At 45.8% G+C, this 14,515-nt stretch carries 7 protein-coding genes and 1 tRNA gene; 5 read left to right on the plus strand and 3 right to left on the minus strand.

The features are described from left to right. Window positions 1-18 precede the first annotated feature (18 nt). Window positions 19-4,617, plus strand: coding sequence for an S-layer homology domain-containing protein (locus tag JYB65_RS02720; RefSeq protein ID WP_206581083.1), 4,599 nt, complete (start codon window positions 19-21; stop codon window positions 4,615-4,617). Window positions 4,618-4,883: 266 nt separating this feature from the next. Beyond that, window positions 4,884-5,750, plus strand: coding sequence for an AraC family transcriptional regulator (locus tag JYB65_RS02725; RefSeq protein ID WP_206581084.1), 867 nt, complete (start codon window positions 4,884-4,886; stop codon window positions 5,748-5,750). Window positions 5,751-5,820: 70 nt separating this feature from the next. On the opposite strand, the gene JYB65_RS02730 is transcribed toward JYB65_RS02725, so the two are convergent. The 3 genes from JYB65_RS02730 to JYB65_RS02740 all read right to left on the minus strand — a co-directional run bounded on the left by JYB65_RS02730 (window position 5,821) and on the right by JYB65_RS02740 (window position 7,502). Next, window positions 5,821-5,908 (minus strand) — tRNA-Ser (locus JYB65_RS02730). A gap of 92 nt (window positions 5,909-6,000) precedes the next feature. Further along, window positions 6,001-6,960 (minus strand): hypothetical protein, encoded by a 960-nt coding sequence (locus JYB65_RS02735; RefSeq protein WP_206581085.1) that lies wholly within the window; start codon window positions 6,958-6,960, stop codon window positions 6,001-6,003. Window positions 6,961-7,133: 173 nt separating this feature from the next. Next, on the minus strand, window positions 7,134-7,502 hold the full coding sequence (locus tag JYB65_RS02740; protein ID WP_342366610.1) for a YmaF family protein: 369 nt from the start codon (window positions 7,500-7,502) through the stop codon (window positions 7,134-7,136). A 189-nt stretch (window positions 7,503-7,691) separates the two neighbouring features. Here JYB65_RS02740 and JYB65_RS02745 point away from each other — a divergent pair, with 189 nt between their 5' ends. The 3 genes from JYB65_RS02745 to JYB65_RS02755 all read left to right on the plus strand — a co-directional run bounded on the left by JYB65_RS02745 (window position 7,692) and on the right by JYB65_RS02755 (window position 14,351). Next, window positions 7,692-8,801: an aminopeptidase gene (locus JYB65_RS02745; RefSeq protein WP_206581086.1), complete on the plus strand. Its 1,110-nt coding sequence runs from the start codon at window positions 7,692-7,694 to the stop codon at window positions 8,799-8,801. Window positions 8,802-9,118: 317 nt separating this feature from the next. Further along, window positions 9,119-10,795, plus strand: coding sequence for an S-layer homology domain-containing protein (locus JYB65_RS02750; RefSeq protein ID WP_206581087.1), 1,677 nt, complete (start codon window positions 9,119-9,121; stop codon window positions 10,793-10,795). Window positions 10,796-10,811: 16 nt separating this feature from the next. Then, window positions 10,812-14,351, plus strand: a complete 3,540-nt coding sequence (locus tag JYB65_RS02755; protein ID WP_206581088.1) for a hemoblobin-interacting domain-containing protein — start codon at window positions 10,812-10,814, stop codon at window positions 14,349-14,351. The last annotated feature ends 164 nt before the right edge of the window (window positions 14,352-14,515 follow it).

Below are 14,515 nucleotides of genomic sequence, written 5' to 3' on the forward strand. Positions count from 1 at the left end.
GAGGAGGAACGATCAAAAATGAAACAAAAAAGAAAACGAATCGGCAGCCTGCTGCTGGTGCTGTGCATGGTGCTGACAATGATGCCGGCGGTAGCGTTTGCCGAAACAGAAGAAAATGTCACCGTTTCAACGTCGTGGGATCTTACAGATGCGTTGGAATCGGCCACACCAAAAAACATCACGGTGGACAGCACCTTAATCCAAATGAACACAACCACGGTGAATGCCAACCACACGCTGAACATTGCCGAAGACCAGATAGTAGAGGTCATGGGCAGTAAACTGACCATTCCCGCGGGTAAAACACTGACGGTGCAGGGCCCGGGAACCTTCAGGAATTGGTCAGCAGATGGTATCGTATTGGAGGGAACGCTCTCGTTAAAAGATGGGCTGACCTTTAATGTCCTTAATAACGCGGGTGCGGGAGGAGTGAGCATCGGCTCCAGCGGAAAACTTCAATCGGTGGATTGTGCGATAACCATAGAGAATTCCGATGCTTCCAGCTCCGGCACCATTGGAATTACCGATTTCGGCACCATTGATATTCAAGGCGGCACGCTCTGGATTCAAAATCAATGTTTCGGTTCAATAGGAATTTTCTCCCTCAGTCAGATGACCGTGTCGGATGGATGCGAAATAACGATTGAGAACACTGGTGATATGTCAGTTGGAATTCTCTCCTATTCCAACAGTATGCTTATAACGGGGTCCGATCTTACCATTAAAAATAGCAGGCAGTCCGGCCAAAACACAGGCCTTTCTCTAGCGGGTACTGCTGACATCGAAAACAGCCAAGTTGTGTTTGAAAATGATGCAAACGGAGTGGCCATTGATCCTAGCGACGGAGCTTTGACCTTTAAAGAATGCGAGATCACGACAAATACTTCAAAATGGGGCATTTTTTCTTCGGAGGGTACAGGAGCAGTAGTCTATAAGGACTCTACGATCACCGTTCCGTCCGGCAAAGCAATGATAGCCCAAAATTTAGCTTCAGTCGGGGGGAGCGGTGCCTCAAAGATTATTTTGGCAGCAGGCGCCAAGCTTCAAGGCTACCCCATGCAGGACCGCGGCATACCGCTGACCTCAACAAACGAGATAACCGTGGGCGAGGCGGATGCAGCGGCCTCCCCCACAGGCTTGAGCGCGGGAACCTATACGTGGGACGGCACCTATTTTATAAAGGGTGTTGATACCACCGCGCCCACGCTTTCGGCTGGAACGGTAAACCGTACCAGCGATACGGCGGCCACCATCGGCTTTACCACCAATGAAGCAGGTACTGCGTTCTATGCGGTAGCGAACAGCGGCGCAGCAGCTCCCGCAAAAGAAGCTATTGCTGCTGGCGGCTTATCCCTTGGCACAGTCAGCGGCACAGTTAGCGGCAAAGACGTTACCCTGACCGCTGGGGCGAAGGACATCTATGTGGTGGTCAAGGATGCGGAAAACAACATCAGCGAGCCACTGAAAATAGAGGCTGCGGCGTATTCCGCGCCGGTCGGCGGCACGGGCTGGACGCTGGAGAATGACGGCCACCTGACCATCACCAGCAACGAGGGCATGACCGGCTGGATAGCTGCCGGCTATGCCCCCAAGGCCTCCGTCACCGCCCTGACCATCGGCGAGGCCGTGTCCAGCATTCCAGTCAACGCGTTTGTTAGCTGCCTCAATCTGGCCACGGTAACCTTTGACGGCACGCCGGCTGTGACAAGCATTGGCGGCAGCGCATTCTCTTACTGTGCCCTCACCGCCTTTACCATACCCGCCAATGTTAACGCGATTAACCCCACAGCATTTGTCGGCACCCCGATTACCACATTTACCGTGGCGGATGGTAATACAGACTTCAGCGTCTCCGCACAAAGTGGCGCGCTGCTGACAGACGGCGGGGCCACGCTGTACGCCTTCCCTAAGGGGATAACCGGTGAATACACCGTGGAGGACAGCATTACCGCCATCGGCGGATTCGCGTTTGACGAAACTGATCTTTCCATCGTCGTCATCCCCGATACCGTGACCTCCATTGGGGACAGTGCATTTCCGGGCGATTCCATGCTGACCGCCGTGTTTTTCGAGAGCAATAATCCGCCCGCCATCGAAGGCAACGATAATTTTCTATATTGCGATAAGCTATCCTCCATCTATGTTCCGGCGGGCGCAGTGGATACCTACAAGGAGGTACCCGGCCTAGCCAACTGCATCGATATAATCAAGGCGGACCCCGGTCCAAACCCCAACGTCAGCGATGAAGACGGGCTGAAAGCGGCGCTGGAATATGCGCTGCCGCAAACCATCACGATGACGGACGACATCACGGTGAGCGCGGGCAACGTTACAGTAGGCGCAGACCACACGCTGAACATTAACGGCAAAACCCTGACCATCAGTAATAACAGGGGCATCATTACAAACGGCAAAGCCCTGACCATTAACGGCGGCGGCACGGTAACGATCGCCAACTCCGCCCAGAATGGTATTCGGGGCGGCAACGGTACCAGCAATATCGATGGCGGTACGCTGAACCTTGTAAATGTCACGGTGGATCTGGAGAACACAGGCAATTCCGGCGGCCTGTCCAATATGAACATTACTATGGGCAACGGCGCCACCATCAACCTGAAGTCTCCGACAGCAGGAGGCCAGATCCGGTTAGGAGACGATAGAACCCTGACCATCAACACCGGCGCCGCGGTGAACGTCAATGCTTTTACAGACAGGGGTATTGACATCCTGGGGGGCACAGTGCATGTAGACGGCGGCACGTTAAGCGTTAAGGTGGGTTCAGGGGTTAACCAGGGTATTTCCAGCAGCAAAGGCGGCAGCTTCCTGAAATATTCTTCCGGTATACTGTCTGCCACCACAGGAAGCGGGATTTATTTAATTGGGACCTTAAAGGTCGAAGGCCTGGGCGGCAAATTCAAGGACCGGGGCACGGTCTTTACCGCTTCCGGGCAGGTCACGGTGGGCGACGGAAACGCAGCAGCCTCGCCGAACGGCTTGACGGAGGGCACATATCTCTGGAACGGCACTCAGTTCGAGAAACATGGGATCAATGTCACTACAGAGCCGCAGGATGCAACTGTCACACAGGGCGCAATCAGCGGCAGCCTGACTGTGGCGGCTGAGGCCAGCAACAACAGTCAGGTCAATTATCAGTGGTGGCAGCGCAATGAAGTACCAGGGGGTTTTTTTTACAGTGCGATTGCCGGGGCGACAGGCAGCAGCTTTTCCATCCCGACGAATTTAACGGCGGGGACTTATATCTTCCGCGGCCAGCTCACCGCTGCGGGCTGCCATGACGGGTATACACGCGATGTAACTGTGACGGTGAACCCGCCGGCGTCTTCTGGTGGCGGTGGAAAGGGTGGCGGCGGTGGCGGCGCATCTGTTGTTACACCACCGACACAACCCACAACAGGAACAACAACCTCAGGAAATACCACAACAGCTACAACCACAGCTACAGCTGCTGTTAACAGCAGCGGCACGGCAACCGCATCCGTTACACAGGCACAGGTAAGCGAGGCCATTACCAAAGCGGCGGAAGCGGCGGCAAAGCAAGGCAACGGTGCGGCGGCGGTTGTAGAAATCAAGGTAACGGCTCCGGCAAATGCCAAAACCGTAGAAACCAGCATCCCCAAGGCAGCAATGGAACTGGCTGCGGACGGCAAAACAGCGGCACTTACAGTGTCCACCCCTGTTGCGTCCCTCAGCTTTGACGCAGCTGCACTTTCCACAATAGCAGGAGAAGCGGCGGGAGTTGTGAACATATCGGCCTCCATAGTAGACGCATCCACTCTATCCGCAGAAACACAGCAGCTCATAGGCGACAGACCGGTATTCAATTTCAGTGTCACCAGCGGCGAGCAGACGATCTCCCAGTTCGGCGGCAGTGTATCGGTATCGGTACCCTATTCGCCGAAAGCCGGCGAGGACTTGAACGCCATTGTCATCTACTACATCAATGGGTCAGGCAAACCGGAAGTCGTAAGCAATTGCAGCTATGATCCGGACACCGGCACAATCGGCTTCAAGACCAGCCACTTCTCCCAGTATGCGGTTGGCTACAATAAAGTGACCTTCAAGGATGTGGCTGAAAGCGCATGGTACGGCAAGGCCGTGAGCTTCATCGCGGCAAGGGGCGTAACCACAGGCACAGGAAACGGCAATTACAGCCCTGACGCAAAGCTGACAAGAGGCGAATTCATCGTCATGCTGATGAAAGCTTATGGCATCGCTCCTGACACAGCGACCGCAGAGAACTTCGCCGACGCGGGCAGCACCTATTACACAGGCTATCTGGCAGAGGCAAAACGTCTCGGCATATCCGGTGGCGTAGGCAACAACCTATTCGCGCCGGGCAAGGAAATCACCCGTCAGGAAATGTTTACCCTGCTGTACAATGCACTCAAAGCAATCGGCGAGTTGCCGGAAGGCAATACGGGAAAATCGCCGTCGGCATTCAGTGATGCGGGACAGATCTCTTCCTGGGCGAAGGACGCCATGACATTGATGGTTAAAACCGGAACAGTCAGCGGCAGCGGCGGAAAACTTGCTCCCGGGGAAACGACCACCCGTGTCCAGATGGCACAGGTGCTGTATAACTTGATGAGCGAATAAAAATCTTAACTATGTACAAAGAAGAAGCAGCGTGAGACAAATATAATAGTCACAGATATTGAAAAAGCACAGGGAGTCAAATGATAGACTCTCTGTGCTTTTATCTTCGTATTTAACGTTTTGCTATCGACTTTTCTGAATACAAATCTTGTGATACTCGCCATACCTTACAATGTTTTATATAACGATTCGATATTTTTTGTGTTAAAAAAGTCGAGCATCGTTAAAGGAGCTTTGGTATTATGTAGATACAAGGAGGTGAGATAATGTTAAACGAATTAAATCGTGTGATTGACTATATTGAAGACCATTTAACTGATGATGACCTATCTCTTGAAATGATTTCTGAATATGCCAGGGTTTCCGACTATCATTTTAGAAAGATATTCTTTTATATTTCAGGATTGACGCTTAGTGAATATATCAAAAACAGAAAATTGTCGGAAGCAAATAAGGATTTATTACAGGGAGAAAAAGTGACAGATGTTGCTTTTAAGTATGGTTATGAGTCATTGGATGGCTTTACTCGAGCATTTAAAAAATGGAGTAATTTTTTACCCTCAGATGTAACAAAAAAAGGCATAAGTAAATCGTTCCCAAAACTTTCATTCGTAATAAATATCAAAGGAGGAGTATCTATGGAATGTAGAATTGAAAATAAACCAGCGTTTAATTTAGTCGGTGTAAGCAAACGTGTCCCTATGCAATTTGAAGGTGTTAATAACGAAATCGTAAAGCTTGCACAAAGTATAACGAACGAACAAAAAGAAGAAATGCATTCTCTTCAAAATATAGAGCCTTATGAAATTGTCAATGCTTCTTATGATGCGGATGCCAATTTCTTAAAAGAAGAAGGGGATTTAACTCACTTGATAGGTGTTTTGACGACTGAAAATCAAGTAAGTGATATATTAGAAAAAGTGCCGGTCGAAGCCTATACTTGGGCGATATTTCCAAATGAAGGGCCATTTCCTGTTACGTTACAAGAAACAATGGCAAAAATATATTCAGAATGGTTTCCTTCTTCCAATTATGAAGTAATCAATGCCCCTACTTTTTCTTTTACCAAAATGAATGAACATAAAAAAGATTACGCTTATAGTGAAGTTTGGATTCCCGTTCGACAGAAATAGAAATTAAACACACACAAATCATTCTGATAAAAGGCGAGAGCTGTCAACCTTTAGCTGACAGCTCTCATATTGGCGGAGAGTTAGGGATTCGAACCCTAGGTCCGGTAAAGGACACGGCATTTCGAGTGCCGCACGATCGACCACTCTGACAACTCTCCAAATATAAATTGTGGCTGATTTTGATCTCAGACACTCGTCTATTATACCTATTTACCCTTCGTCGGTCAAGCAAAAGTGTCTTGATTTTAGCTTAATATTTCCTTAATGCATCATAAAAAGGGCATACATAAACCAGCTTACCTTTGTCATATTTATAGACATCGTAATGGACCTCTTTAGTTAAATCTTCAAACGCAACTTCAATGTAATTTGAATACGCAGAATCGACATTGCCCATATTCCCCATATATTCGGACCAAGTGGCCCCAAGCCTGCTCTTCACATCAATATATTTCAACGTTCCGTCTATCAGATCATAGATACCGATATTTCTTTTATCTCCCTTCTGGTATACGATTATTTCCAGCTGGTTGTCATTATCCAGATCCTTCTCTTCCGTCATATACTGAACATCCAATACGATCAAATTGTTTCCATCTTCTTTTACAATAGAATACTGAATATGGGTTTCTCCCGGCTTATCACTTATCACCTCTTTTTTCCAATTATCAATACTCGGTAAAGTTTCTTGTGTTGTTTGCTCTTGCGATACGGAACTAATCCTTGGCGTTCCTTTTATTTTATTAATAACAGCTTCTGCGTTATCTTCTTTTATATCTTTCACGAGTACCACAAATTCATCCGTTGTAATCTGACTCCACAATTTATTCGTACAGATCAACTCGTCACCAACCCATATCGATAAAAATCCCGGCGCAGCCACATATTTATAGGTTTTCTCATTCAGAGTCTTCTGCCCTTCATCCGTCAGTTTGAAGTAGATAAATAAGGTTTCTTGTGATTCGGAAAAGTTATATTTAAAACCAGCAAAATCTATAGTCGTCAAGATCGTTTCGCCTGCATAATTTTCTCCGTCTTTCACACAAAGGGTTTCGGTAACTGCATATAAATCTGCCTTTTGGGTTTCAGAACTTTTCGCCGGAGAATTGCCTTTATTCGGCGTATCGTCCTTCGTTTTAGGATCGCCGCATGCAGAAAATCCGACCAATATTGTTATAATCAGTAGAACTGCTAAAAACTTTTTTCTCATTTATTTTCCTCATTGATCTATTTAATCTTGCCTTCAAAGCATATCATATTACATCCGCAATTTCACCTATAATAAGCTAAAAACCGGAGATTTCTCTCCGGTATTATTTTATCTACTATTCGTCTCTATATTGCTGAGAGCGTACTATAAATATTGAATAAGGTCTTTGTCGATTAATCTCCAATCGGATCATTAATCAGAGTTGCTGCCTTGAATTCGTGACAATGTCCTTCTCTCACAAACGTTACCGAATCTATAAAATGAACATGTCGCCCATCTCCCACAGGAAGAGCGACACCTGTTTTTCCGGAAAATTCATGATAGTGGTCTTCATAAAAATCGGTGCAGAATCTTAATTCATGAATGTGATTGTTCCCACTGACCGGGATTCCTTGACTGGTAAGCGTAGCAAAGCGATGATTGTGAGGATCTGTTTTCAGTTGTTCAATTTTTACGCTGCCAAGAACTTCGTGAACATGACTTTGCCGCATTGGATAGCCAGTATCAGCCGTATAAGCACAGCTTTGCTGCATATAAGACATGATGATCTCCTTTTCTTATAATGGTGGTACCCTCCATATAATATGAAGATCATTCCTAAGGTTCTATCAATAATTTGTTGAAGTTTTGCTGATTTGGTATATTTTTTCTCTTGACATCTTTTAAACCCTGTATTTTTCGGGTATAATAAATTTGTAACCTAGTTAACTTAAACAAAGGAGATTAGATAAATGGATCCACGAATCAAACAATTATCAGAAGGATTAGTACATTATTCCTGTAACGTCCAAAAGGGAGAAAAGGTTTTGGTTAGTTATGAAGGAGAATGCTGCAAGCCCTTAGTAAAACAATTAATTAAAGATATCTATGCTTGCGGAGGTGTCCCTTACTTTGAAGTCAGAGATTCAGAAATCAACCGACAGTTTTTGCTCGGCTGCGACGAAGAACAGCTTCAATTCATGAATGAGCTGCAGCTTGCACAGATGCAGGGGATGGCTGCCTATATTGCTATCCGGGCAGGAAATAATACGGCTGAACTTTCTGATGTTCCTTCTGCAAAGCTGAATATGTACAGCAAAATTTTAAGACCTGTTTTGGATTACCGAGTAAACCATACAAAATGGGTTGTTCTACGATATCCGAACAGCAGTATGGCACAGTTAGCTAACACCAGCTTGGATAATTTTGAAGATTTCTATTTTGACGTTTGCAATTTGGACTATAAGAAGATGAGTGATGCGATGAATCCATTGGTTGATCTTATGAATAGAACCGATAAGGTACACATCATCAGTCCGGGAACAGATCTTACGTTCTCTATCAAAGATATTCCTGCTATTAAGTGCGACGGAGAAAGAAATATTCCGGACGGCGAAGTGTATACAGCACCTGTTCGTGAATCAATGAATGGTATTATTTCCTACAATACCCCTTCAGAAGAACAAGGCTTCACGTATGATAACATCGTATTTGAGATCAAAGATGGTAAGATCATTAAAGCTACTTCCAATAATGATGAAAGAATAAATGAACTGTTAGATACGGACGAAAGTGCCCGATACTTCGGGGAGTTTGCTATCGGTGTAAATCCATATATTCTTCATCCGATGAAAGATACATTATTTGATGAAAAGATTGCCGGAAGTTTCCATCTAACACCTGGCGCAGCTTACGAGGACGCTTTCAACGGTAATAAATCAGCCATTCACTGGGATTTAGTGCTGATTCAACGGCCGGAATACGGCGGCGGAGAAATTTACTTCGACGATGTACTGATTCGAAAAGACGGGTTATTCGTATTGCCTGAATTGGAGTGCTTAAATCCTGAATTCTTAAAATAATTAGATTGTATAGATAACATTCGCCTGCTTGCCGCGGGCGTTTGTTTTTTTATGTACCGGTTATTCTTTTCTGCATGTATTTATTTTTGGATAAGGCCGATATACAAGCCTTGTCAGCTCTTGTTTTGGCGTAATCGATTAAATTGCCATTCGTACTGTTTTGGAGCTGATTTTAGTCACCAAGAAAAGATAATTCACTATTGACAGAAAAGGTTAGAAAAGGTATAGTGAGCCTATGCTAACTTGACGGATCTGCTAAGGCAGATTTTTTTTCATATACGGGTTAGCCTTGACTAACTAGTTAAGAGGAGGAAAATATGAACCAATTGAAAAGAATTGCAGTGCTAGCCATGATGTTTATGATGGTATTTTGTCTGCAAAGTGTAACCGCTTCGGCTCAATCCATTGAGGACATGCCTACTGGATGGGCAAAAGAAGCGGCAGAGAAAGCTGTCGAGCAGGGGTTGCTTACACCATATGACGGTAAGATTTATCCTGATCGTGCATTGACCCGTGCTGAAATGGCCGCTATTGTGAACCGGCTCTTTCAGGCTAAAGCTTTGGGAAGTCTGAACGCTTATACGGATGTTCCGGCTTCAAGCTGGTATGCACAGGATATGGCAAGAGCTGTGCAAATGGGGGCCTTTGAGGGAAATGAAGGAAAGCTTTCGCCGGAGAGGAGTATTACGCGCCAGGAAGCTTTTACGGTAATCAGCCGTATTTTTCAAATGCCTGACGGGAAGGAGGAGAGCCTGAAAACTTTTCAGGATGCATCTTCTGTGGCTGACTGGGCGGCTAGCGGCACTGCCTCTATGATTGATGCAGGATATGTCAACGGGTCTCATGGAATAATCCGCCCCAATGCGGACATTACAAGGGCTGAATTTGCTCAGGTTATGTTTAATATAGCAGAGAATATCCTGGATGAATCGGGAGAGTATACACAAAATTATGATGGAAACCTTTTGATCACAGTGCCGGAGGTAACATTGAAGAATTCAGTTGTAACAGGTGATCTCATACTTTGCGACGGAGTGGCCGCCGGTGATATCACTTTGGATCATGTAACGGTGGAAGGGCGTGTTGTGATTCGAGGCGGAGGCAAAGATACTGTCAAGTTGATTGCATCAAAAATAAAAGGAGATATTGTAGTAAATAATGTAAACAATCCTGTTCGGCTGTTAGCCTCGGAGGGAACGGTACTGGATACGGTAATCGCTCAGAATCAAGTGATCCTTGATGCAGAGGTCTCACTTCTGAAACTTTCCCGACAATCAGATGTTACACTCCAGTCGGGAAAGATCGCAAAATTGGAAGTCTTATCCTCCGCTGCAGGCTCTAAGATAGCGGTGGATACCGGTGCTGTAATCAGTACAGTTACCATAGACGCAAAGGAAACCACCCTGCAGGGAAAAGGCACTGTCGCTCAAGTTCAGATTAATGCGAATCAAATTACTGTAAATACAGGAGGGACTCGTGTTATTGTCGGACAAGGCTTAACAGGAGTTGTAGCGGGAGGAATTGCTGTTACAGGAGGAAAAACCGTGGTTATAGATAAAAGCGGCTCCGGTGTTACTGTAGATGGTACAACCAAAAGCAGCAATGGCAGTAACCATGATAACAAAACTACACCGGATCCTATACCAGACCCTACACCGGACCCGGGACCGGTTTTATCTCCAACAGCAGAAAATTGGGTTGAAATTTCTAAAACGGGCATCGTCAATGTGGATTTCGTCAGCTTTGCAACCGTTGCACTGAGATTGGATTTCATGAACTCCAAGGATTTAACAGAGTATGATTATTACATAGGAGGTGTCAAGCTGGATGCGGAAAAAGACGTCAGCAAAGTAATGAAATCAGCCGATGACTCGCTTCTGGTAATTAAAATGATGCTGCCAAATAACGTGAAACCGCAGATATTGAAGCTGGTAAAGGGCACGGAGTATATGCAGATTGAGTTGAACGATATAGGCTATTCCGTAAAAGAATAGGAAAGGAGATACTTCATTGAAAAAAGTAATCGCAATAGCTTTGGTGGCAGCGGTATTCATAACAATAAACATAAGTCCCGCATTTGCTGCATCCATGGAAATCTATGGAGAAACCAAGATGAATCTTTGGGATCTTTATATAACGGAAAATAATGCCGAACGACCGGATGCCATCAGTACTGCCACTGTGGACGCAGTGACGCAAGCAACCTATAATCCCTATGACAACAAGCCGGTCGCTATTGAAACCGGTGTGGATCTTGGTCTGATTGCCGATAGCCTTATATTAGAAAAATATGAGATAAAAAATGAAATGGTGGATCGTATTTTGAACATTTGGAGAGATGGCTACAGTATTCGTGTGTTGGGTACCTCGAGTACGGAAACCAACCCACTTACCAAGAATGTTGTAAAATACACTGCCGATGATGGGACTGTTTATTACCTCTCCTATCAAGCTGTAAAGAATGCCTTGTCAGATATGCAGGACTTCAGCTGGGAACACTTTGTCAGACAGGCTGTACAAGGGGACAGTGTCAATCCCCCTTATCGCGTCAAATATCTCCTTAACAATGGGGATTTCGGAAAACGCGTTCTCATCAGTCAGCAATCGGTTCTGGCACCGCCTTCTTTGACTCTTGACTCCGATTTCAGCGATAAGGCAGAAAATTTAGGCAAGTTTATCCAGCTTAATTTCGGGAATGACGCTGACTGGGCAAACGCGGTGTATGCAATAAAGGTGAATGAGACTGGGCTGTTACAGGGGAATATGAAGCTTGGGAGTTACAGCGACCACAATGGAGATACCAGTTTTATCACGGGCCAAGATGCTGCGGATAAATCGAAGATTATCATCCGGCTTAGCCAGAAATTTAAGCTGGGTGAAAATAAGCTGACCTTTATGGCTCGTGGATATGAAGATGCCGAATTTACTCTGAATCTCAATGAGTCTCAGAGCACCTATCCTTGGATTGTATCTTTCCAGGGGGTAAATGAGGACAACAAGGATGCGCCTTTAACAAGAGACAGTATCGTAAAGCGGGGCGATGTAATCCGAGTGGATGCTACAGATACGAAATCTTATTTTTCAGGTAAATTTGACGGAATTTTCATTGACGGGAAACCACTCCAAAAGGAAGATACGCTAAAGAACAGTCATACTCTTTATTATGAGTATACTAACCTTGGAAAGAAACTTAAAGTTTATACAGATACGCTCACAGCAGGATTACACGAGCTTCATTTGATAAAGCACGGATATAATGATGAAATCTATTTCTTTACTGTCAGCGGGGAAGAAGAACTTGCGGCACCGGACTTCACGGTACAGGGTGAAGAGGTCAAGGTTGGCGGCAATACAACAATCGGGGGCTCTGTCAAAGGAACACCTGTTGTGCTGAAAAGTGATGCGGACAGCTTGCAACAATGGAGCGACAGCATCCGGAAAATTTTCTTTATAAACGATTCTACCGGTGAGGTTAACCAGATCACCGGCAGCACGTCGGCGGTTTTAGATGTGGCTGCAAAGACGGTTTCCATTAATGGCGGCAGTATGAATTACTGGAATACATCAGGGAGCCATACCTTAGTGATTCGGTCGCATGGTTATACGGAAGCTCGCATTCCTGTGAAACGTGTTAGCGCTATGCCGTCAGGGAGCAGCATAGATTATCGTGCAGCAGACGGAGCCGTGGTGGTCTCCTCTAATTATAGCTTTATGTCGGCAGACAATTTACAAAATATCCTGATCAACGGTACCAGTTATCCGGCGAGCAATTTTGATACCACTATCAGCTATTCGGCACCATCTACACTAATCATTCCGTCCGAATATTTTGAAGCCGGTACGACTGCTACGGTGAAGGTCATAACAAAAAATTATTCCGATCTGACAAATACGATAACCGTTCCGGAGGAACATATCAAACGCAAGCCAGCGCCTTCCACGTCGCTCGAGCAAAGCAATATAACAAAAAACGGAAATATTGTGCTGAATTTTACGGATGATGCTGAGTGGAGAGCAGCTATTCAGACCGTGGTTCTAAGAAGTGCTTCCAATCTCGATACGAATTATAAGAGTAAGACCATTGCAACGGAAGCCGGTAAGCTGACCGTGGGTCCAGTCACCTTATCTGCCGGAAGTTATACCCTTATAGTGACTGCTAACGGGTATCAGCCACTGAAAATTCCTGTTCAAGTTGTAGATCCGGTACCCGGAGCGGTGACCAGCGAACTTCAGCCAAACGGCAGCGTAACCGTGAAAGTGGAAGGCAGTGTCAGCAGCTATATCAGCGGATTGTCGGTGTCCGTAGACGGGCAGGCGGTATCCTCCGGTAAAATTACGAAAAATAGTCCGACTTTTACTTTATCCGGAGACTGCTTCCCTGTCCGGAAGACTTATCAGGTGCTGATGCGGTCCTCGGGGTATGCTGATTACAGCTTCCAGATCAACACGGATGTGTCTGAACCTCCGGCTTTGGCTGTTTTAAGTCAAATGGATACAGCGACAAAGACCATCACTGTAACCTTTGATCCAAATGAGGCGTGGAGAGCGGCTATTACAGGAGCGGAGCTAATTAGAAGCAGCGGAACCGCAGCCACGGTTACTATTGCGGATAAAAGCCAAAACGGAAGCCTTACCCTTTCCGTAACAGGGTCCCTTTATAGTGACGATTATACCCTGAAAATATCAGCAGATGGATACCGCAAGGCGATGCTTCCGATCAAGATTCTGAGTCCTGTTCCGACAGATGTGTCCTATGATCTGTTGACAGTGGACGGTGTGCCGGAAACCGACATTCTTTTAAAAAACTATAGCTACGCCGGTGCACTGAAAAAAATCAAAGTGGGTAATACAATATTGACGAGGGGAGAAGGTTTCACTGTAGACACCTCCCAATATATTGCCGTTATCCCCGGCATCATTGATGAAAGTGAGGTGCAGATAACCCTCTTTGCAGACAATTATGCGGATAAGACCATCACCATCGTGAACCGTATGAGTCCTCCTGCAGTCACCTTGCCGGTTCAGATGGCAAAAGATGCGGAATTGACCTTCTCCTCAAACGACAGCGGCTGGGCATCTGCAGTAAGCGGAGTCACGATAGATTCTAAAGCGTTCACGAAGGATAAGCTTGCTGTGACAGGGGGAGACGTCTCCATTCCAGCCGACAAGATGAAGAATGCCTACGTATCAGCGGGAACAGGAAAAACCATTAAAGTTACCGCCGCCGGCTACCGTACCCTTGTTTTAAAAAATATAACAATCTATGAAAAGCTGGCCTCTGCATTCCAACAGACGATAACCTGGAATGACGGAGGAAGCTTATCGATTGATTTAAACGATACAAGCAGCTCCTATTATTCTGTGAGCAAGGTGTACGTCAACGGCACAGAAACGACAATGATCACAAAACCGTCCTATTCCAACGGGTATAAACTGCTCCTATCGGCTGGAAATTTTACCGGATTATCCGGTACTACGGTGCAGATTAAGATAACGGGATCTTCTTCGTCGAATTTGCCGGAACTTTTGATCGATGTAGTGATTCCATAATATAATTTATCATAAGATATTCATGGTTCAAATCAGAAGGGGATAATTCTTGAATTTCATTTGGTAAAACCACGGAAACCGTGGCATTCGAAATTGTTCGTTCGGTTTAAATCGGCTCGTAAGTTCGAATCTCACCGCTTCCGCCACTGTCCGAAAACCTTTAA

The sequence above is a fragment of the Clostridium aminobutyricum genome (genome assembly GCF_017255415.1).
Lineage (GTDB): Bacteria > Bacillota > Clostridia > Peptostreptococcales > Anaerovoracaceae > Aminipila > Aminipila aminobutyrica.